Raw genomic sequence first — 20,273 nt, forward strand, 5'->3', positions numbered from 1 at the left:
GGGTGTGGTGCCAACGGCCCGGACCGAGATCCGTTACCGCGGGTTACGTAGTGGGTCGGGCAGGGCCCACGGCGACGACGTCACCGATCACGATGACGGCCGGCGGCCGTACGTCCTGCGTGGTCACAGTCTCCCCCACCGTGGCGAGGGTCGCGTCGACCCGGCGCTGGGCGGCGGTGGTGCCCTCCTGCACGAGGGCGACGGGGGTGTCGGGGTTCTTGCCGTGGGCGATCAGCGTCCGGGCGATCGCGCCGATCTTGTCGACGCCCATCAGGATCACCAGCGTGCCCGTCAGCCGGGCGAGCGCCTCCCAGTCGACGAGCGAGCGCGCGTCGTCGGGCGCCACGTGGCCGCTGACCACGGTGAACTCGTGCGCCACACCCCGGTGGGTGACCGGGATGCCGGCCGCGCCCGGCACCGAGATGGAGCTGGAGATGCCCGGGACGACCGTGCACGGGATGCCCGCGTCGGCGAGCGCCTGGAGCTCCTCCATTCCGCGGCCGAAGACGTACGGGTCGCCGCCCTTGAGCCGGACGACGGCCTTGCCCGCCTTGGCGTGCTCGATCAGCGCGTTGTTGATGGCCTCCTGGGCCATGAACCGGCCGTACGGGATCTTCGCCGCGTCGATCACCTCGACGTGCGGCGGGAGTTCGTCGAGCAGGTCGCGCGGGCCGAGCCGGTCGGCGATGACCACGTCGGCCTCGGCGAGCAGCCGGCGGCCGCGCACGGTGATCAGGTCCGGGTCGCCGGGGCCGCCGCCGACGAGGGCGACGCCAGCCGTACGGGTGCGGTGGTGCGGGGCGACCAGGGTGCCGTCGCGCAGGCCCTCGACGACCGCGTCGCGGACGGCGGCGGTGCGGCGGGGGTCGGGGGCGCCGCCGGTGAGCACGGCGACCGTGACGCCTTCGCTGCGGCCGGTGGCCGGGGTCCAGGCGGTGGCCTGGGTCGCGTCGTCGGAGCGCACGCACCAGACGCGGTGGCGCTCGGCCTCGGCGGAGGCCCGCCCGTTGGCCTCGGTGTCGCTGCTGGCGACCAGGGCGTACCAGGCGTCCGCGAGGTCGCCGTCCTGGTACGGGCGGCGGTGCCAGGTGATCTCGCCGGTGTCCGCCATCGCCTCCACGGACGGGGTGGCGGACGGGGAGACCAGGACGATGTCGGCGCCGGCCGCGATCAGGGCCGGGAGGCGGCGCTGGGCGACCTGGCCGCCGCCGATGACGACGACGCGGCGGCCGGTGAGGCGCAGGCCTACGGGGTACGCGGGGTGTTCTGCCATGGCGGGTGGCTCCTGGTGCGGCGTCGGCGGGCGTCGTCGGAGGACGGGGCGTCGCCCCGGACCCCATTGTCTGCGGACCGTCGCCCGGCGCGCTCCCCCGTTCCGTACTGCGGAACGGGCGGGCACGCCGGGTACGACCGTGGCTACTTCTCGGTAACTCCGGCCGAGTCGAAGGTCGCGACCTCGTGCATCGCCCGGGCCGCGCTCTGCACCAGCGGCAGCGCGAGCAGCGCGCCGGTGCCCTCGCCCAGGCGCAGGTCCAGGTCGACCAGCGGGCGCAGGCCCAGCTTGTTCAGAGCCGCGACGTGGCCGGGCTCCGCGCTGCGGTGGCCCGCGATGCACGCCGCCAGGGCCTCCGGTGCGATGGCCCGGGCGACCAGGGCCGCCGCGCCCGCGCTCACGCCGTCCAGGATCACCGGCGTACGCAGCGAGGCGCCGCCGAGGATGAAGCCGACCATGGCCGCGTGCTCCAGGCCGCCGATCCCGGCGAGGACGCCGATCGGGTCGGCCGGGTCCGGGCTGTGCAGCTCCAGGGCGCGGCGGACCACGTCGACCTTGCGGGCGTGCGTCTCGTCGTTGATGCCGGTGCCGCGGCCGGTGACCTCGGCCGGGTCCACGCCCGTATAGAGGGAGATCAGGGCGGCCGACACCGTGGTGTTGGCGATGCCCATCTCGCCGGTCAGCAGCGCCTTGTTGCCCGCCGCCACCAGGTCGCGGGCGGTCTCGATGCCCACCTCGACGGCGGCGACGACCTCCTCGCGGGTCATGGCGGGTCCGGTGGTCATGTCGCCGGTGCCGGGGCGCACCTTGCGGGGCAGCAGGCCCGGGGTGGCCGGGAGTTCGCTGGCCACGCCGACGTCGATGACGCAGACCTCGGCGCCGACCTGGTTGGCGAACGCGTTGCAGACCGCGCCGCCGCCCAGGAAGTTGGCCACCATCTGGCCGGTGACCTCCTGCGGCCAGGGGGTGACGCCCTGGGCGTGCACCCCGTGGTCGCCCGCGAAGATCGCCACGGCGGCGGGCTCCGGGATCGGCGGCGGGCACTTGCGCGACAGACCGCTGAGCTGCGCGGAGATGATCTCCAGCATGCCGAGCGCGCCGGCCGGCTTGGTCATCCGCTTCTGCCGCTCCCACGCCTCGCCGAGCGCCTTGGCGTCCAGCGGGCGGATGTTGGCGACGGTCTCCTGGAGCAGGTCGTGCGGGTCCTCGCCGGGCAGGGCGCGGCGGCCGTACGTCTCCTCGTGGACCACCCAGGACAGCGGGCGCCGCTTGGACCAGCCCGCCTGCATCAGCTCGGGCTCCTCGGGGAACTCGTCCACGTACCCCACGCAGAGGTAGGCGACGACCTCCAGGTGCTCGGGCAGGCCGAGCGCGCGGACCATCTCGCGCTCGTCGAAGAAGCTGACCCAGCCGACGCCGAGGCCCTCGGCGCGGGCGGCGAGCCAGAGGTTCTCGACGGCGAGCGCCGAGGAGTACGGGGCCATCTGCGGCTGGGTGTAGCGGCCCAGGGTGTGGCGGCCGCCGCGCGTCGGGTCGGCGGTGACCACGATGTTCACCGGGGTGTCGAGGATGGCCTCGATCTTCAGTTCCTTGAACTGCTTCGCCCGGCCCTTGGGCAGCGACTTCGCGTACGCGTCGCGCTGGCGCTGGGCGAGCTCGTGCATGGTGCGGCGGGTCTCGGCGGACCGGATGACCACGAAGTCCCAGGGCTGCGAGTGGCCCACGCTGGGGGCGGTGTGCGCGGCCTCCAGGACGCGCAGCAGCACCTCGTGCGGGATGGGGTCGCTGCGGAAGCCGTTGCGGATGTCGCGGCGCTCGCGCATCACGCGCAGCACGGCCTCGCGCTCGGCGTCGGCGTAACCGGGGGCCGGGGCGCCCGCCTCGACGAAGGCGTCCTCGTCGTCGGCGTCGGCTCTCTCGGCCTCCGGGGCGGCGTCGGCCGGGAGCGGCTCGGCCTGCTCGACGGCCTCGGCGGCTTCGGCGACGGCCGGGGCGATCTCCTCGGTCTCGTCCTCGTCGTCCTCGATGATCACGGGAACGGGCGCGGGCTGCTCGGGCGCGGCCTCGGCGGCCAGGGGCTCGGGCTCGTCCGTGACGAGCACGGGCGCCGGTGCCTCGGGGGCGGCCGGGACCGTCTCGGGCTGCGGCTCCGGGAGGGACTCCGAGCGGGGTACGGGCACGACCGGCGTCGCGACGGCCGGGACGGGCACGGGCTGCGGCTCGGCCGCGTCCGGCTCCTCGACCCGCACCTGGACGTGGATCTGCTCCTGGGCCTGCTCCTGCACCTCGGCCACGGGCTCGGCGGGCGCGGGGGCAGCCACGGGCTCCACGGCGACCGGGGCCTCGACGACCACCGGCTCGGGCGCGGGCGCGACCGGCTCGGCCACGGCGTCCTCGGCCTCCTCCACGACCACGGGGCCCACGGCGATCGGCGCGACGGGCTCGACGACCGCCTCGGCCACCGGCTCCGGCTGCACGGCCTCGGGCTGGGAGGGCTGGGACTGCTGGGCGGGCTGCACCGGCTGCGGCTGGGCGGCCTGTGCCGACGGCTCCGCAGGCATGGCGGCCACGACCGGCGCGGCCACCGGCTCGGCGGCGGGCACCGCGACGGGCTCGGGCGCGTGCTCGGCGACAGGCGCGGCCACCGGCTCCACCGGCGACGGGGCCAGGTGCGGCCCGGTCGGGACCGAGCCCTCCACCGGCACGAACTGACCGACGGCGGGCGGCTGAACGGCCGCCACCGGCAGCACGGGCGTGACCGGCTGCACCGGTGCCATGACCGGCGACGGCTGCTCGGAGGCAGCCACGGCGTGGGCGGGCACACCGGCGGGCGCGAGCTCCTCCGGGACGACCGTTTCTGCGGGGCTGACCAGGTCGTTCGACGACTCCTGGGGCTCAGGCTGCGCAAGGGACTGCTGGGGCTGTACGGCCTGCGGCGCGGCGGCCTCGGCCCGGACGGGCTCGGGCCGGCGGACCCGCTGGGCCTGCTGCGGCTCGGGCGCGGGCTGCGGCGCCGGGGCCTGCACGGCCTCCTGCGGCGCCACGGACTCCCACGGCGTCGCACCCTGCGGCGGGAGCTCGCTCAGCTGGGGGCCGGACAGCGGCGCGGGCGCCTCCTCGCGGGGCACGTCCAGGTATTCGGGGCCGGTGGTCGGCGGGCCGGGGGTACGCACCGGGGCCGGGTTCGCCGGGGCGCCGGCGGCCGGTCCGCGGTCGGCGAGGGACCGGACGACACCGCCGGTGGCGTCGGGCACCGGCGGGCCCATGTGCAGCGGGCGGCGTGCGGGCGGCGGCGCGGACGCGGTGCGCACGGCGCCCAGGTCCACCGAGCCGGAGTCGCGGCCGCCGGCCTCGTGGGCGCCGGGCTCGGCGGGCTGCTCCGGGGCGGGGGCGGCGTGCACCGGGGTCGGCACCGGCACGGGGGCCGCGAGCGGGGCGGGCGCGGACTGCGGGTCGATCCAGGCGCCCTGGGCGCCCGGCATCAGCAGGAGGTCGTCGTCGTCCGCGCCGAGCGCCGAACCGTCGGAGGGGTCGAGGAAGGTGTACGCGCCGGGAGCGGGGACGCCCGGCTGCTCCACCATGCCTGCGTCCTCCGGCAGTCCCTCGCCCGGGACCTGGCCGGTGTCAGTCATGCGTACCCCTCGCCCATCTGTAGTGCTTCTTCGGCCTGCGCCCGGGGACCGCCCACGCAACGAGCGCCCCGCACCCGTCAACAAGAACGAGCGGGCACGCCGCGCGGTGCGAACGGCCCGCGAACACAAAGCATTCTCGCGGGAGATCGCCGACCTGGCGCCCCGTCTCGGCCACGGAACGTGTGGGGTGCGCCACGTTGCGCTTCCCCGGGATCCGACGTACCGCGACAGGGCCCCAAACCGGTTCCCCATTCCGGACATTGACGAACGTAGCGCCGAACGGCCCGGTGCGGTACAACAGTCGGCCAGCCTACCCCGGACGACACGCCGGAGAGATCACGGGGACCTTTCCCGGCGCCTTCCGGAGAGCAGGAATGCGACCGAGCGTTCGCGTTCCGACCAGGCGCTCGCGTCCAGTTCCACGGACTGGAGGAGGGCGCACTCCACGTCGTACCCGCCGGCTTCGAGGGCGGCTCCGATCGCCTCGGCGCCGTCGCGGGTGGCGGCGTGCGCGACGATCCGCTCCGGGCGGCGGTCGGCGCAGGCGGAGACGACCTCCGCTCCCCCACCGCCGACGCGGACGACGTCGGGCTCGGGCAGCGACTCCAGTACGTGCGGGGCGCGGCCGGCCCGCACCTGGACCTGGACGCCGAAGCGGCGGGCGGCGGCCTCGGTGCGGGCGCAGGCGTCCGGGTCGGCGTCGACGGCGATGACGGCGGCCCCGAACCGGGCGGCCTCGGCGGCCAGCGCCCCGCTGCCGCAGCCGATGTCCCAGACCAGGTCGCCGGTGCGCGGGCCGAGCCGGGCCAGCTGGGCGGCGCGCAGCCCGGCGGATTCTCCGGAGCCGAGGTCGTCCCCGTACTCGTGCGCGGGCAGGGCCCAGCCGCGGACCTGCTGCGGGTGGCCCGGGTCGCGTCCGGCGATCCAGCCGGGGCCCGGTACGGCGCCCTGGCCGCCGCCGATCACGATGACCAGGTTGGGGTCGCGCCAGGCGTGGTCGGCGACCTTGTCGGAGGTGAGGACGGTGACCTGTTCGCGCTCGCTGCCGAGCTCCTCGCAGATGACGAAGGTGCGGTGGACGCCTTCGAGGAGCAGGGCGAGCTCGGCGGGACCGGCGCCCGGCGAGGTGAGGACGGCGACCTTGGTGTGCGCCCGGCACACGTTGACGGCCCGGCGCAGGGTGCGGCGGTGGGCGACGACGATCTGGGCGTCGTCCCAGGGCATCCCGGCCCGGGCGAACGCGGCGGCCACCGCCGAGACGGCGGGCACCACTTCGACTTCCAGGCCGTGCTCGGGGGCGCGCAGGGTGCGGACGACGCCGAAGAACCCGGGGTCCCCGTCGGCGAGGACGACCGCGCTGCCGCGGTGTCCGGCGATGCGGCGGGCGGCGAGGTCGACGCTGCCGAGGCGGATCCGCTCGGCGCGCGGGGGCACCTCGGGCAGCGCCAGGTGGTGGGCGGCGCCGGCCACCAGGGTGGCGGCGGACAGCGCGGACCTGGCCGCCGGGGTGAGCGGCGAGCCGTCCCAGCCGATCACCGTGACGCGGTCGGCCATCGTCGTCAGTCTCCTGGAGTTGTCGCAGGTCGGGGCGGCCCCGGTGGGCCCGGCCACGGTGAGGGTACCTGGTGCGGCAGGGGTGCGGTCGGGCGAGCGGGCGGCCGCCCGGCTCAGTTCCAGTCGGCGTACGAGGCGTATCCGGCGTCCGCGAGCTGGTCGGCGACGCCGTCCAGGTCCTCGGGGAGCAGGCTCCACACGATCAGGTCGGTGCGGATGTCCGCCCAGCCGCCGTCCTCCGTCTGCGTGCGCGCTATCCACGCGTTGCGCAGCACGCCCTCGCTGATGCAGCCGATCTTCTGCGCGACCTGCTGGGAGGCGGTGTTGTCGGCGGCGGTGCGCAGCTCGACGCGCTCGAAGCGCTGGTCCCTGAAGAGCCACTGCGCGGCGGCGAGCACGGCCTCGGTGGCGTAGCCCTCGCCGCGCGCCCAGGGGGCGACGACGTAGCCGACCTCGGTGGCCAGGGTGCGCCAGTTGGTGTTCTGCAGGTGCACGACGCCGACCAGGCGCTGGGTGAGGAACTCGGTGACGGCGAAGACGATCCCGCGCCCCGAGGTGCGCTCGGCCGGGGCGTGCAGGCGGACGAACTCCAGGGCGTCGCGGGCCGTGTAGGGATGGGGCACGGAGGTCCAGGCGATGACGTGCTCGTCGTTCATCATCTCGATGTGCGCCGGGATGTCGTCCTCGTCGAAGGCGCGCAGCACCAGCCGGTCGGTGCTGATGGAGATGTCCGGGAACACCGGGGTCGGGGTAGTCATGTGCCGCTCCATGCCGGGGGACGGTCGTCAGGCCGTAAAGGCACAGCATGCAGCATCGGCGCGGGGATGTGCATGGCCGGGGGGCCTGCCCGGGAGGCGGAGCACGCGCCGGGGCCCCGCACACCGTGTGGTGTACGGGGCCCCGGGGCGGTGGCCGGAACTGACCGGCGGGGGTCAGGACTTGACGGCGCCGAAGGCCGGGATGACCGAGCCCTGGTACTTGTCCTGGATGAACTTCTTGACCTCGTCGGAGTTGAGGAGCTGGGCCAGCTTCTGGACCCGCGGGTCGGCCTCGTTGCCCTTCTTGACGGCGAGGAAGTTGGCGTACGGGTTGCCGTCCGCCGTCTCCAGGACCAGCGAGTCCTTGGCCGGGCTGAGCTTGGCCTCGATGGCGTAGTTGCCGTTGATGACCGCTGCGTCGACGTCGTTCAGGGCGCGGGGCAGCGTGGCGGCCTCGATCTCCTTGAACTTCAGGCCCTTGCTGTCCTTGATGTCGGAGAGCTTGGCGGAGGTGCCGACGCCGTCCTTGAGGGTGATCAGGCCGTTGCCCGCGAGCAGCTGGAGCGCGCGGCCCTCGTTGGTGGTGTCGTTCGGGACGGCGATCGTCTGCCCGGAGGCGATCTCCTTCACCGACTTGACCTTCTTGGAGTAGAGGCCGAGCGGCTCCAGTTCGACGTTCACGACCGGCACGATGGTCGTGTTGTTCTTCTTGTTGAAGTCGTCGAGGTACGGCTTGTGCTGGAAGAAGTTGGCGTCGACCTGGCCCTGCTGGGTGGCGGTGTTCGGCAGGACGTAGTCCGTGAACTCCTTGACCTCCAGCTTGAGTCCGGCCTTCTCCGCCAGGTTCTTCTTGACGAAGTTCAGGATGTCGGCGTGCGGGGTCGGGGACGCCGCGACGACGAGCGCCTTGGAGGTGTCGGCCGAGGCGCCCTTGGCGCTCGACGTCTTCGGGTCGGAGGAGGTGCCGCAGGCGGTGAGGCCGAGGGCGAGCGCGGCGGTGGCGGCAGCAGCGGTGATCTTGATGTTGTTACGCACGAAAAGTGCCTCTTTCTGGTGATGCGGTCGGTCGCCCGGACAAGGAGTGCGGGCTCTGGGAGAAGAAGTTCAGGAGGTACGGCCCCGGCGGGCCAGGAGCCGTACGGCGCCGTCGCCGATCAGCTGGATCACGGTGACGATGGCGATGAGCACACCGACGGTGATGAGCATGAACTGCGTCTCGAAGCGCTGGAACCCGTAGGTGATGGCCTTGGAGCCGAGGCCCTCGCCACCGACCGCGCCGGCCATCGCCGAGTAGCTGACCAGGGTGATCACGGTGGTGGTGAGTCCGGCGATCAGCGAGGGCAGCGCCTGCGGGAGCAGCACCTTGCGGACGATGGTCGGGATGGAGCCGCCCATCGACTGGACGGCCTCGACCAGACCGTGGTCGACCTCGCGGATCGCGGTCTCGACGAGCCGGGCGAAGAACGGGATGGCGCCGACGGCGAGCGGCACGATCATCGCGGTGGGGCCGATGAAGGTGCCGACCACCCAGGTGGTGAAGGGGATCAGCGCGATCAGCAGGATGATGAAGGGCATCGAGCGGCCGATGTTCACGACCACGCCGATGACCTTGTTCACCGGGCGGTTCTGGAGCAGCCCGCCCTTGTCGGTGAGCACGAGCAGCACACCCAGCGGCAGTCCGCCCGCGACGGTGACCAGGCTGGACCAGAGCACCATGTAGAGGGTGTCGATGGTTCCCTGGGACAGCAGCGGCTGCATCTCGGACCAGCTCACTTGGCACCTTCCTTGACCGGGGCGGCGACGGCCTGCGCCGGGATCTCCACCGCGGTGTCGACCGCGTCGGCTTCGACGACGTCCACCTGGAGGCCCTGCTCGCGCAGGAAGCCGACGGGGACGACGTTCTCCTCGTACCGTCCGGGCAGCTCGATGCGCATCCGGCCGATCTGCCGGCCGCCGACGGTGTCCATCGCGGCGCCGAGGATCGAGATGTCGACGTTGTACGTGCGGGCCAGCTGCGAGATGACCGGCTGGGTGGCCGACTCGCCGTGGAAGGTCACGTCGACGACCGTGCGCTCGGGGCCGGTGGCCTCGCCGGTCACCGGGAACAGCTCGGCGGCGAGCTCGGAGCCGGGGGTGGCGAGCAGTTCGCCGACCGTCCCGGACTCGACGATCCTGCCCCGCTTCATTAGCGCGGCCGAGTCGCAGACCGTCTTGACGACATCCATCTCGTGCGTGATGAGCAGGACGGTCAGACCGAGCTGCTGGTTGAGGTCGCGCAGCAGCTGGAGGATGGAGCGGGTGGTCTCCGGGTCCAGCGCGCTGGTCGCCTCGTCGGAGAGCAGCACCTTGGGGTCGCCGGCCAGGGCGCGGGCGATGCCGACGCGCTGCTTCTGGCCGCCGGAGAGCTGGGCGGGGTAGGCCTTGGCCTTGTCGGCGAGGCCGACCAGGTCGAGGAGTTCGAGGGCCTTGCGGGAGCGCTCCTTGCCGGAGACGCCGAGGATCTCCAGCGGCAGCTCGATGTTGGCCTGCACGGTGCGCGCGGAGAGCAGGTTGAAGTGCTGGAAGACCATGCCGATGCGGCTGCGCGCCTGGCGCAGCTCCTTGCCGGCGCGGCGGCCGCGCCCGGCGAGGGCGGTGAGGTCGACGCCGTCGACGGTCACCGTGCCGGTGGTCGGCCGCTCCAGCAGGTTGACGCAGCGGATGAGGGAGGACTTGCCGGCGCCGCTCTGGCCGATGACGCCGAAGACCTCGCCCTCGCGGACGTGGAGGTCTACGCCGTCCAGGGCGGTGACCTCACGGCCGCGCGACTGGTAGACCTTGGTGAGGCCCGTAGTGGTGATCACAGGATTTCCGTCACTGTCGAGTGCGCGGCGCGGTGTCCGCCGGGCACGGGGCATTCGTGTTCGGGACGCGTCACAGCCACAATCGGTGGTAACCGGGGAGCATGGCGTGCGCGGGCATGGCTCATGGGTCTCGCTTCGGGGCGCGAGGCTCAGGCGGGGGCCCTCAGAAGGCGCACATTCGACACATACAACGAGCACCGGGCGCGTTCATCGCCTCGGTCGCAAGGGTGCGGCTGCTCGTCGTGGTCATGCATGAAGTAAAGCAGAAGGAGCGAAGAGCGGATCAAGGCTGTCCGCATTCCGGACGAGCATGGCCCGCGATGCGGACGCGCCCGGGACGGCCCCGAGAGGGCGGAGACACCCTCTCCCACCCCCCTCTCCCCCGTCTGGCCTGCGCCGATACGGAGGGCGCCACCCGCTTCCCCACGGCGGCGATCACACCTCACCCCAGGGCGTCCTGTGGCCAAGGCCACGATGGCCTGATCGCCCCGGCCGGTCCCGCCCGGGGCGGGCGCGTCGGGCGCTTCGGGCCGTAATACGCTCGTTCTCATGCTTGACGCCCTGACGGTCGCGGTCGCCGCCGCCGCGCTCGCCCTCGCCGCCTGGTGCGGCTTCGCCGCCTACCGGGACCAGCCCACCAAGGACTGGCACTTCATCGGCATGGCCGTGGTCTCCGTGCTCGCCCTGGCGCAGCTGGTGGTCGGCATCGTGCAGCTCGGGCGGGGCGAGCGGCCCGACCAGGGCATGGCGATCTTCATCGCCTATCTGGTGGGCTCGTTCGCGGCGGTCCCTGCGGCGGGTCTGCTGTCGCTGAGCGAGCGGACCAAGTGGGGCTCCGTGACGGTCTCGGCCGGCGCGGTGGTGCTCGCGGTGCTCGAAGTGCGTCTCTACGACATCTGGGGAGGGTGACCGTGGCCGAGTCCACCACCGAGTCCACCGGGCGGAACGAGTCCGAAGGCGGGAAACTGGGCAGCGGCCCCGGCCGCGTGCTGGTCTGGTTCTACGGGGTGTTCACCGTCGCCGCCGCCTCCCGCTCGATCGTCCAGATGATCCAGGACTTCGGTAAGGCACCGCTGGCGTACGTGCTGTCGGCCGTGGCGGCCGTGGTGTACGGCTTCATCACGTTCTCGCTGGTACGTGGCGGGGAGCGGCTGCGGCGGACGGCGCTGGTGTGCTGTGCGGCGGAGCTGGTCTTCGTCCTGACCGTCGGCACGTGGACGCTGGCGGACAAGTCGGCGTTCCCCGACGCGACGGTCTGGTCGGACTACGGAGCGGGCTATCTGCTCATCCCGGTGATCCTGCCGGTGCTGGGCATGCTGTGGCTGCGCCGAAACAGGGCTGCCGCCTGATGGTGCCTCGCCTGCGGACCGTGCTGGGTTGCTCGCGCAGTTCCCCGCGCCCCTAGGTATTTAGGGGCGCGGGGCTGTGACATTGTGCGGCTCCGCCGCGTGGGCGCGAGCAACCCAGCACGGTCCGCAGACAAAGCACCCGACTCCCGCGGAGCGCTACGCGCTGGCCACGAACTCCCGAGCCGACGCGTCCTTCTCCAGAGTGACCAGGGAAAGCCCGGGACTCAGCGCCTCCGTCGCGACCGGCGCATACCCGTGCTTGCGATACAGCCGCAGATTCGACTCGCTGCGATGCCCCGTGAAGAGCCGGAACCGCTTGGCCGACAGCTGACCGGCGAAGTGTTCCTCTATGGCGCTGAGCAGCCGGCTCCCCAGCCCGTGCCCCTGCATCCGCGGGTGCACGATCAGCTTGTCGATCCGGCCGGTGCCCGACCCGTCCACGCTGCCTCTGACCGAGGCGACCACCTCGTCGCCGAGCCGCGCCACCAGCGCGTACCCGCTGCCGAGCTCGTCCCGCAGGCCGTCGAGTGTCTGGGTGAGCGGCTCGATGGAGTAGTCCCCGTAGAGCTCCGCCTCGCTCTGGTAGCAGAGGTACTGAAGCTTGAGGATCTGCTCGCAGTCGCCTTCACGCGCCGCAGAGATGGTCACGCTCATGCCCATGTGTGCATGCCTTCCGCTCACCTGTCCGCCGGTTGTCTAACGCTCCATTCCCCGCAGGCCAGGAGCCGCAACCTCCGCCGCGAGCATTCTGCGCAGGCATCCCAGGCAACGGGAACGCATCGGCCCCAGACTCCCCTGTGAGATATCCAACTCCCCTGCGATTTCTCGGTAAGTGAGGTCGCTGGGCGAAAGAAGTGCGGTCAGCAGGCGCGGGCAGTTTCCCGGAGTCCTGGCCACGGCCGTACGCAGCGCACGGCTCAGCTCCTCGCTCAGAACCCGGCGTTCCGGGCCTGTTTCCGGGTCGGCGGCCGGTTCCGCGGCGAACGGCAGTTCGTGCCGCGCCCGGCGGCGGGCCCGTCTCACTTCCGCCCGAACGGCCCAACGCACCCAGGGCACGGGGTCCGCCGGACGGCTTTCGAGCAGACGCACCCAGACGTCCTGTTCGAGGTCCGCGGGGTCGACTCCGGCGCCCGGCGCCTCCGCGGCGGCCTCGGCGGCCAGCAGCGGGCTCAGCTCTTTGACGAGGTCCATGCCGGGCGGGACGCGGCCGCCGCGCGAGGCGGTTTCGACGGCGGCCGCATCTCACCCGTAAGTGAAGACTCGTATACGAGAGCTACCGATACGGGGACTAGCGCTTCGCGCGGAAGTCTGCTGCCGCGAGCAGTGCCGTGTCCGCGTTGTCGGAGAAGACGGCGTCGATACCGGTCGTGAAGTACGCCTTGAAGGCCCCGAACGCGTCGCCGTACGCGTTGGGGTCGGTGCCGCGCCGGAAGTCGGCGGGCAGGAAGGTGTTCTCGTTGCGCATCGTGTACGGGTGGAGGATCAGCCCCTGCGCGTGGGCGTCCGCGACCAGGGTGGTCGGCGTGGTGAGCCGGCCCGCCGCGTCCTTGGGGACGATCAGGTCCAGGGTGGGGCCGATGCCCTGGGCGTACGAGGCGATCCATTTCAGGCCCGCGGGCTTGACCAGGTCGTCGGTGGTGCGCGGGTCGCCGCTCACCACGAAGTCCCAGGGCTTGGAGCCCTTGCCGGAGAGCAGCACGACCGACGGGGTGTCGACCAGCCGGCTCAGCCGCTGGATGCTGCTGGGCTCGAAGGACTGGAGGAACTGCGGGGAGTCGGCGCGGTGGCGCCCGTACCGGCGCAGCAGACGTGCCACCCGGTCCTCCAAGGCAAGGCCGAGCCCCCGGAAGTAGGTGGGGTGCTTGGTCTCGGTGTGCAGCCAGATGCGACGGCCCAGGCGGCGGCCCTCGCGCTCGGCCCACTGGAGGACCTCCTCGAAGGTCGGCACGTCCCAGCGGCCGTCGTAGAGCGTGTTGCGCTGGCGGACGGCGGGCAGCCGCTCCTTGGCGCGCAGGGTCTTCAGCTCGGCGAGCGTGAAGTCCTCGGTGAACCAGCCGGTGACGGCCACGCCGTCGACCGTCTTGGTGGCCTTGCGGGCGGCGAACTCGCGGTGGTCGGCGACGTCCGTGGTGGCGGTGATGTCGTTCTCGTGGCGGCAGACCAGATGCCCGTCCTTGGTGGGGACGAGGTCCTGCTCGATGACGTGGGCGCCGAGGTCCAGGGCGTGCTGGTAGGAGCCGAGGGTGTGCTCGGGGCGGTACCCGGCGGTGCCGCGGTGGCCGATCACGTACGGGACCGGCAGGTCCTTGTACGTTCCGTGACGGCGCGCCCCGCCGTGCTGCGGCCGGGTCTGCGCGCTCGCGGCCGCGGCGGGCAGCCCGGCGGCCGCCGTGCCCAGCACCGCCGCGCCGAGCACCGTGCGCCGGCCGGGGCTCATCCGCTCACCCTGTGTCATGAACGCTCCTTGGAAGTATGGCTGGTTCCACGTGTCCCGCACCTGTCAACGGGAGGGGTCGAGCGTAGGCGTACACCCCTTAAGGAGGGGAGCCCCCACGGCCAATGGCGGCCGAACGTGGCGCGAACACGCGTCAACATCGCGTATCCACTCCGTGAACCCGATGTGCGATCAGGCGCGGGCCGCGAGTATCGTCCTCACCTGCGCGGACCTCGGTTCCGCGCGGACCCGTCAGCCCACGACACCGGAGGAAGCGTTGTCCCGACTCGCGCTCATCAAGGCAGTGCTCGGACCGATCATGCGCCTGATGTTCCGTCCGCAGGTGGAGGGCGCCGAGAACATCCCCGGGACGGGTCCGGTCATCCTCGCGGGCAACCACCTGACGTTCATCGACTCGATGATCATGCCGGTGTGCCTGGACCGTCCGGTGTACTTCATCGGCAAGGACGAGTACGTCACGGGCAAGGGCCTCAAGGGCCGGCTGATGGCGTGGTTCTTCAGCGGCGTCGGCATGATCCCGGTCAACCGCGACGGCGGGCACGGCGGGGTCGCGGCGCTGATGACGGGGCGCCAGGTCCTGGAAGAGGGCAAGGTCTTCAGCATCTACCCGGAGGGCACCCGCTCCCCCGACGGCCGCCTGTACCGCGGCCGCACCGGTATCGCGCGGCTGACCCTGATGACGGGTGCGCCGGTCGTGCCGTTCGCGATGATCGGCACGGACAAGATCCAGCCGAGCGGGGCGGGGCTGCCGCGGCCCGGCAAGGTGACGGTCCGCTTCGGCGAGCCGATGGAGTTCTCGCGGTACGAGGGCATGGACCGGGACCGCTATGTCCTGCGGGCCGTCACGGACTCGGTGATGGCCGAGGTCATGCGGCTGTCCGGGCAGGAGTACGTCGACATGTACGCCACGAAGGCGAAGGCGGCGTAAGGCGGCGTAGCCGCCGGGTTTTGGGTTTTGGCTTTTAGGGGCGCGGGGAACTGCGCGACCAGCCCCCACCGGCCCGCAGCCGAAGAACAAGCTGTCGTATGGCTGCGGACCGTGCTGGGCTGAGCGCGCAGTTCCCCGCGCCCCTTTGGGGCGCACGTGGCCGGGCGCGAGCCCAAAGCGGGGGCGCAGGCGGGGCTCAGGGGTGCTCCAGGCCCTCCTCCAGGCGTTGGCCCCGCAGCAGGAACCACGCCGCCGCCGCCGTCGCGAACAGCACCGCGCTGCCGACCGCGGCGGCCGTCTGGAAGCCGTCCGTGAAGGCGTCCCGGGCGGCGGACAGCATGGGGGCCGCCTGCTCGGCGGGAAGCCGCGTGGCCGCCTCCACCGCGCCGCCGAGCGAGTCGTGCGCCTCCGCCGAGACGCCCGCGGGCAGGTCCGCCGGGGCCGTGAAGCCGCGGTAGATGCCCGTGACCACGGAACCGAGGAGCGCGATGCCGAGGGCCGCGCCCAGCTCGTACGCCGTCTCGGAGACCGCCGACGCCGCCCCCGCCTGCTCCTTCGGCACGCTGGAGAGGATCACGTCGGCCGTCACCGTGAAGGCGAGACCGGCGCCCAGGCCGCCCACGAACAGCGCGATGCCGAGGGCCACCACGCCCGTGTCGGCCGTTATCGCCATGCACGCCGCCAGGGCCGCGCCGACCGCCGCAAGCCCCACGGCGACCGCGCTGCGCACCGAGGCCCGGCGGGCCACGTAACCCGCCGCGAGCCCCGCGCCCACCGCGCCCACCGCCGCGGGCAGTTCGATCAGACCGGCCTCCAACGGCGAGCGCACCTGGACCAGTTGGAGGAACTGGGAGAGGAAGAAGACCAGGCCGGACAGGCCCAGGATGGTCAGCAGGTCGGCCAGGACCGCACCGGAGAAGCCCTTGTGGTGGAAGAGCCGCATGTCGAGCAGCGGTGAGTCCAGGGTGAGCTGGCGGCGTACGAACCAGATCAGCGCCAGCACGCCCACCAGCGCCACCCCGGCGATCTCCAGGCCGAACCCGTTGACCGCCGCCTCCTTCACCGCGTACACGATCGCGACCATGCCCACCAGCGACAGCAGCACGCTGACCAGGTCCCACGGGCCGGGGTTGGGGTCGCGGGACTCGGGGAGCAGCTTGATGCCGACGAGGACGAGGACGGCCATCACGGGCAGGTTGATCAGGAAGACCGAGCCCCACCAGAAGTTCTCCAGGAGGAAGCCGCCGACGACCGGCCCGACGGCCGCGCCCGCCGAGGCCGCAGCCCCCCAGATGCCGACGGCGAGGCTGCGCTCGCGCGGGTCGTGGAAGATGTTCCGGATCAGCGCCAGCGTGGACGGCATCAGGGTCGCGCCCGCCACACCGAGGAGTGCCCGCGCCAGGATCATCATCTCGGGGCTGGAGGCGTACGCGTTGAGCACCGAGACCGCGCCGAAGGCCACCGCGCCGCACAGCAGCAGCCGCTTGCGGCCGATCCGGTCGCCGAGGCTGCCCATGGAGACGAGCAGGCCCGCGATGACGAACGAGTAGACGTCGCCGATCCACAGCAGCTGCGGGCCGGACGGCTTCAGGTCCTCGCTGAGGAACGGGGTGGCCAGTCCCAGGACGGTCGCGTCGACCGCGACGAGGAGCACGGCCAGGACGAGCACGGCGAGGGCGAGCCAGCGGCCCGGGTTGCGTACGTCGTGGGTGGACTCGGCCCGCCGGTCGGTACTGGTCATTTCTCCACGCTCCGTCGCGCTCCGCCGAGCAGCAACTCGACGATCATGTACTGGAAGTCGTTGGCGGCCACCCGGCCGACCTGGACGGCCCAGGCGCAGGTGCCGATCAGGCCGTACAGGGCCTCGGTGAGCCAGGCCGGGGTGAGGTCGATGCGGAACTCGCCCTGCTCCTGGCCGCGCCGGAAGAGCGCGGAGACGCGGGCGTCGAGCCGGGCCCAGCCCTCGTTCATCTGGTCGCCCTCGAAGAGCTGGTTCTCGGTGACCAGGAAGGCGAGCAGCCCGGCCGCGGGCTCCACCTCGGCGATCAGCCGGCGCAGCGCGTCGGGGGCGGGCCCCTCGTCCAGCCGGGCCGCGTCCAGGGCCGCTTCGAACTGCTCGATGCCGAAGTTCTCCAGCGCCCTGACCAGCGCGTCGCGCCCGGCGAAGTGGCGGTGCAGGGTGGCGCGCCCGATGCCGGCGGCGCGGGCCACCTCGTCCATCGTGGCGGTCGATTTGCGGGAGAGCAGGGCGGCTGCCGTACGCAGCACCTGGTCGCGGTCCACGGTCATGAGACGACCATAGCCCGAATGAGACGTTGACGTCTCATTCGAAAGCCCGTCGACTCGCCACCCGTTGATCACTAACCTGGCGGGCGATCCTCAACGCCCTCGAAAGGACCCCGAAGTGACCGACAACCGCGTGCCGCCGCCCCTGCTCGCCGGTGAGCGCGAAACGCTGCGGGCCTTTCTCGACTACCAGCGCGCGACGCTCGCGATGAAGTGCGAGGGCCTGACCGACGAGGAGCTGCGCGCCACGTCCATGCCGCCGTCGACGCTCTCGCTGCTCGGTCTCGTACGGCACATGGCGGAGGTGGAGCGCACCTGGTTCCGCAAGGTCGTCAACGCCGAGGACATCACGCTGGTCTACTCGGACGTGGACGACTACCAGGTGGCGTACGACGCGAGCGGCGCCACCCGGGCGGACGCGTTCGAACGGTGGCAGGCCGAGGTCGAGCACTCCCGCCGCATTGAGCGCGAGGCCGAGTCGCTCGACACGGTCGTCCACGCCGCCCGGTGGGACACGGACGTCTCGCTGCGGCTCGTGATGGTGCATGTGACGCTGGAGTACGCCCGCCACAACGGCCATGCCGACTTCCTGCGCGAGGGGATAGACGGAACGGTCGGGGCGTAGCACGCGAAAAGGGGCCCGGACGGCCTTCTCAGGCTGTCCGGGCCCCTTCCGTACGTGAGGTGTCTCAGCGGGTGTTGCGCCGGCGCCTGCGCAGCAGCACGATCGGAGCCGCGCCCAGCAGGCCGAGCGCGGCCGGCGCCGCCGCCGCGACCGTGCCGATGCCCGACTGGCCGAAGGTGCTCGGCACCGGGAGCGTGTCCCAGCGGTTGACCGGCCAGGCGATGACGAGCGCGCGCCCCACGACCTTGTCGACCGGCACCGAGCCGCCGCCCGGCTGCTCCTGGTGGTAGCGGGAGTCCGCCGAGTTCTGCCGGTGGTCGCCCATGACCCAGATGCGGCCCTTGGGCACCGTGACCTTGAACTGGCTCTCCGGGTCCGTGCTGCACGGGGTGTTCCCGGCGAAGACGTACGGCTCGTTCAGGGCCTTGCCGTTGACCTTCAGCGGGCCCGTGCCCTTGCACTCGACGGTGTCGCCGCCGACCGCGACGACCCGCTTGATCAGGTCCTTCTCCTCGGCTGAAGGCATCAGCCCGACGAAGCTGAGCACCTTCTGCACGGCGTTGGGCTGCGGCGTGGGCTCGCCCTGGAGCCAGTTGCCCGGGTCGTGGAAGACGACGACCTCGCCGCGCTCGGGCTCGGAGCCGAACCACGGCGTCAGCTTGTCCACCAGCACGCGGTCACCACGCTGGAGGGTGTTCTGCATCGAGTCCGAGGGGATCGAGAACGCCTGCACCAGAAACGTCTTGATCAGCAGCGCGAGGATCAGCGCGATGCCGATGAGCAGCGGCAGCTCCTTCCAGAAGGAGCGCTGCTTCCTGGGGGCGCCGACCGGGCCGCCGTCCGGCTCGCCGGGTCCGCCCGGCTCGTCGGGCGCCGCCTCGGGCGCCGTCCGCTCGGTCTCCTGGGGCCGCTCGGCCTCCCCGTGTCCTTCTTGCGCGCCGACCGCCACGTCCCCCACGTCCACTCCCTCACAGCCGAAGGGACCATGGTCGCACGAAACGGGCGCCGCTGATCGACATCTCCGGGCCACTCCATCCGTACGGGGCACGCGCGGCGCGCACACCCCGTACCGGTATGTCAGTTCTTGGCGGTGGCCCAGGCGTGCTGGACGGTCAGGTCGGCCTTGACCTCGGCGAGTTGGACGGCGACCGCCGAGGGGGCGGTGCCGCCGCGGCCGTCGCGGGAGGCGAGGGCGCCGGGGACGTTGAGGACGGTCCGCACCTCGGGCGTCAGATGCTCGGAGATCTTGGCGAACTGGTCGTCGGTGAGCTCGTCGAGCTCGATCCCGTGCACCTCGCAGACCTTGACGCACTCCCCCGCGACCTCGTGCGCCACCCGGAACGGCACGCCCTGCTTGACCAGCCACTCCGCGATGTCGGTGGCGAGCGAGAAGCCCGCGGGCGCCAGCTCCTCCATGCGCTCCCGGTTGACGGTGAGGGTCGCCATCATCCCGGTGAACGCGGGCAGCAGCACCTCCAGTTGGTCGCAGGAGTCGAAGACCGGCTCCTTGTCCTCCTGGAGGTCCCGGTTGTACGCGAGCGGCAGCGCCTTCAGCGTCGCCATCAGACCGGTCAGATTGCCGATCAGACGGCCCGACTTGCCGCGCGCCAGCTCCGCGATGTCCGGGTTCTTCTTCTGCGGCATGATCGAGGAGCCGGTGGAGAAGGCGTCGTGGAGGGTGACGAAGGAGAACTCCTTCGTGTTCCAGATGATGACCTCCTCGGCGATCCGGGAGAGGTTGACGCCGATCATCGCGGTGATGAAGGCGAACTCCGCCACGAAGTCGCGGGAGGCCGTGCCGTCGATGGAGTTGGCGACGGAGCCGTGCTCGAAGCCGAGGTCCTTCGCCACCGCCTCCGGGTCCAGGCCGAGGCTGCTGCCCGCGAGCGCGCCCGATCCGTACGGCGAGACCGCCGTGCGCGCGTCCCACTGCCGCAGCCGCTCGGCGTCCCGGGACAGGGACTGGACGTGGGCCAGGACGTGGTGGGCGAAGAGCACCGGCTGGGCGTGCTGGAGGTGGGTGCGGCCGGGCATCGCCACGTCGGGGTGCGCCTCGGCGAGGCCGACCAGCGCGTCCTGGAGCTCGGCGATCAGACCGGCGATGATCCGGGCGTGGTCGCGCAGGTACATCCGGAAGAGCGTGGCGACCTGGTCGTTGCGGGACCGGCCGGCCCGCAGCTTGCCGCCGAGGTCGGGGCCGAGCCGCTCGAGCAGGCCCCGCTCCAGGGCGGTGTGGACGTCCTCGTCGGCGATGGTGCCGACGAAGGAGCCGGCGGCGACGTCGGCCTCCAGCAGGTCGAGCCCCGCGATCATCCGCTGGAGCTCGTCCTCGGTGAGCAGGCCCGCCTTGTGGAGCACTCGGGCGTGAGCGCGCGAACCGGCGATGTCGTACGGCGCGAGCCGCCAGTCGAAGTGGACCGACGCCGACAGCTTCGCCAGCGCCTCGGCCGGACCGTCGGCGAACCGGCCGCCCCAGAGCCGGACGTCACCGTTGTTGCTGCTCACAGCTGTTGCTCCTCACAAGGGTGGATACGCGGCCGCCTCCCCGCCGCGGAGGATCGGGGAGGCGG

18 protein-coding genes are annotated in these 20,273 nt (G+C 72.4%); 4 read left to right on the top strand and 14 right to left on the bottom strand.

Features of this window, described 5'->3' with window-relative positions; genetic code table 11:
• Nucleotides 1-43: 43 nt before the first annotated feature.
• The 7 genes from cobA to IE252_RS13345 all read right to left on the bottom strand — a co-directional run bounded on the left by cobA (nt 44) and on the right by IE252_RS13345 (nt 10,060).
• Nucleotides 44-1,273 carry a uroporphyrinogen-III C-methyltransferase gene (gene cobA, locus IE252_RS13315; RefSeq protein WP_190089583.1) on the bottom strand — a complete coding sequence of 410 codons (1,230 nt, stop codon included), beginning with the start codon at nt 1,271-1,273 and terminating at the stop codon, nt 44-46.
• Nucleotides 1,274-1,416: 143 nt separating this feature from the next.
• Complete coding sequence (cobT, locus tag IE252_RS13320) at nt 1,417-4,905, bottom strand: nicotinate-nucleotide--dimethylbenzimidazole phosphoribosyltransferase (RefSeq protein WP_190089584.1); 3,489 nt, start codon at nt 4,903-4,905, stop codon at nt 1,417-1,419.
• Between the two features lie 336 nt (nt 4,906-5,241).
• Nucleotides 5,242-6,459, bottom strand: coding sequence for a precorrin-6y C5,15-methyltransferase (decarboxylating) subunit CbiE (gene cbiE, locus IE252_RS13325; protein WP_190089811.1), 1,218 nt, complete (start codon nt 6,457-6,459; stop codon nt 5,242-5,244).
• A gap of 113 nt (nt 6,460-6,572) precedes the next feature.
• A complete protein-coding gene (locus IE252_RS13330; protein ID WP_190089585.1) occupies nt 6,573-7,229 on the bottom strand; it encodes a GNAT family N-acetyltransferase in 657 nt (218 codons plus the stop codon).
• Between the two features lie 162 nt (nt 7,230-7,391).
• Nucleotides 7,392-8,252, bottom strand: a complete 861-nt coding sequence (locus IE252_RS13335) for a MetQ/NlpA family ABC transporter substrate-binding protein (RefSeq protein WP_190089586.1) — start codon at nt 8,250-8,252, stop codon at nt 7,392-7,394.
• A 69-nt stretch (nt 8,253-8,321) separates the two neighbouring features.
• Entirely contained in the window at nt 8,322-8,990 is a 669-nt protein-coding gene (locus IE252_RS13340) for a methionine ABC transporter permease (protein WP_190089587.1), read from the bottom strand.
• On the bottom strand, nt 8,987-10,060 hold the full coding sequence (locus IE252_RS13345; protein ID WP_101387437.1) for a methionine ABC transporter ATP-binding protein: 1,074 nt from the start codon (nt 10,058-10,060) through the stop codon (nt 8,987-8,989). Before IE252_RS13345 ends, IE252_RS13340 begins: the two co-directional genes overlap by 4 nt.
• A gap of 549 nt (nt 10,061-10,609) precedes the next feature.
• On the opposite strand from IE252_RS13345, the gene IE252_RS13350 reads away from it, so the two are divergent.
• On the top strand, nt 10,610-10,969 hold the full coding sequence (locus IE252_RS13350; protein WP_190089588.1) for a hypothetical protein: 360 nt from the start codon (nt 10,610-10,612) through the stop codon (nt 10,967-10,969).
• Nucleotides 10,970-10,971: 2 nt separating this feature from the next.
• Nucleotides 10,972-11,409 (top strand): hypothetical protein, encoded by a 438-nt coding sequence (locus IE252_RS13355; RefSeq protein WP_190089589.1) that lies wholly within the window; start codon nt 10,972-10,974, stop codon nt 11,407-11,409.
• Nucleotides 11,410-11,565: 156 nt separating this feature from the next.
• On the opposite strand, the gene IE252_RS13360 is transcribed toward IE252_RS13355, so the two are convergent.
• From IE252_RS13360 to IE252_RS13370, 3 genes are all read right to left on the bottom strand, one after another.
• Entirely contained in the window at nt 11,566-12,069 is a 504-nt protein-coding gene (locus IE252_RS13360) for a GNAT family N-acetyltransferase (RefSeq protein WP_190089590.1), read from the bottom strand.
• A gap of 36 nt (nt 12,070-12,105) precedes the next feature.
• Entirely contained in the window at nt 12,106-12,600 is a 495-nt protein-coding gene (locus tag IE252_RS13365) for an RNA polymerase sigma factor (protein WP_190089591.1), read from the bottom strand.
• A 97-nt stretch (nt 12,601-12,697) separates the two neighbouring features.
• Nucleotides 12,698-13,864, bottom strand: a complete 1,167-nt coding sequence (locus IE252_RS13370; RefSeq protein ID WP_190089592.1) for a glycerophosphodiester phosphodiesterase — start codon at nt 13,862-13,864, stop codon at nt 12,698-12,700.
• 256 nt (nt 13,865-14,120) lie between these two features.
• On the opposite strand from IE252_RS13370, the gene IE252_RS13375 reads away from it, so the two are divergent.
• Nucleotides 14,121-14,792 (top strand): lysophospholipid acyltransferase family protein, encoded by a 672-nt coding sequence (locus IE252_RS13375; protein ID WP_101387443.1) that lies wholly within the window; start codon nt 14,121-14,123, stop codon nt 14,790-14,792.
• Nucleotides 14,793-14,988: 196 nt separating this feature from the next.
• On the opposite strand, the gene IE252_RS13380 is transcribed toward IE252_RS13375, so the two are convergent.
• Nucleotides 14,989-16,533 (bottom strand): MFS transporter, encoded by a 1,545-nt coding sequence (locus IE252_RS13380; protein WP_190089593.1) that lies wholly within the window; start codon nt 16,531-16,533, stop codon nt 14,989-14,991.
• The gene (locus IE252_RS13385; RefSeq protein WP_190089594.1) at nt 16,530-17,081 is read right to left on the bottom strand and encodes a TetR/AcrR family transcriptional regulator; all 552 of its coding nucleotides are present in this window, start codon (nt 17,079-17,081) and stop codon (nt 16,530-16,532) included. The genes IE252_RS13380 and IE252_RS13385 overlap by 4 nt, the downstream gene beginning before the upstream one ends.
• A 115-nt stretch (nt 17,082-17,196) precedes the next feature.
• On the opposite strand from IE252_RS13385, the gene IE252_RS13390 reads away from it, so the two are divergent.
• Nucleotides 17,197-17,703, top strand: coding sequence for a DinB family protein (locus IE252_RS13390; protein ID WP_190089595.1), 507 nt, complete (start codon nt 17,197-17,199; stop codon nt 17,701-17,703).
• A gap of 64 nt (nt 17,704-17,767) precedes the next feature.
• Here IE252_RS13390 and lepB read toward each other — a convergent pair whose 3' ends face one another.
• Both lepB and argH read right to left on the bottom strand, forming a co-directional pair.
• Nucleotides 17,768-18,652 (bottom strand): signal peptidase I, encoded by an 885-nt coding sequence (lepB, locus tag IE252_RS13395; protein ID WP_190089812.1) that lies wholly within the window; start codon nt 18,650-18,652, stop codon nt 17,768-17,770.
• Nucleotides 18,653-18,780: 128 nt separating this feature from the next.
• A complete protein-coding gene (gene argH / locus IE252_RS13400) occupies nt 18,781-20,208 on the bottom strand; it encodes an argininosuccinate lyase (protein ID WP_190089596.1) in 1,428 nt (475 codons plus the stop codon).
• Nucleotides 20,209-20,273 lie beyond the last annotated feature (65 nt).

The organism is Streptomyces melanogenes, assembly GCF_014649795.1.
GTDB lineage: Bacteria > Actinomycetota > Actinomycetes > Streptomycetales > Streptomycetaceae > Streptomyces > Streptomyces noboritoensis.

What these genes read in the sequence shown, in the direction of transcription:
- cobA (WP_190089583.1), bottom strand. Translation starts at nt 1,273, where the DNA reads ATGGCAGAACACCCCGCGTACCCCGTAGGCCTGCGCCTCACCGGCCGC.
- cobT (WP_190089584.1), bottom strand. Translation starts at nt 4,905, where the DNA reads ATGACTGACACCGGCCAGGTCCCGGGCGAGGGACTGCCGGAGGACGCA.
- cbiE (WP_190089811.1), bottom strand. Translation starts at nt 6,459, where the DNA reads ATGGCCGACCGCGTCACGGTGATCGGCTGGGACGGCTCGCCGCTCACC.
- IE252_RS13330 (WP_190089585.1), bottom strand. Translation starts at nt 7,229, where the DNA reads ATGGAGCGGCACATGACTACCCCGACCCCGGTGTTCCCGGACATCTCC.
- IE252_RS13350 (WP_190089588.1), top strand. Translation starts at nt 10,610, where the DNA reads ATGCTTGACGCCCTGACGGTCGCGGTCGCCGCCGCCGCGCTCGCCCTC.
- IE252_RS13360 (WP_190089590.1), bottom strand. Translation starts at nt 12,069, where the DNA reads ATGGGCATGAGCGTGACCATCTCTGCGGCGCGTGAAGGCGACTGCGAG.
- IE252_RS13365 (WP_190089591.1), bottom strand. Translation starts at nt 12,600, where the DNA reads ATGGACCTCGTCAAAGAGCTGAGCCCGCTGCTGGCCGCCGAGGCCGCC.
- IE252_RS13370 (WP_190089592.1), bottom strand. Translation starts at nt 13,864, where the DNA reads ATGACACAGGGTGAGCGGATGAGCCCCGGCCGGCGCACGGTGCTCGGC.
- IE252_RS13380 (WP_190089593.1), bottom strand. Translation starts at nt 16,533, where the DNA reads ATGACCAGTACCGACCGGCGGGCCGAGTCCACCCACGACGTACGCAAC.
- IE252_RS13385 (WP_190089594.1), bottom strand. Translation starts at nt 17,081, where the DNA reads ATGACCGTGGACCGCGACCAGGTGCTGCGTACGGCAGCCGCCCTGCTC.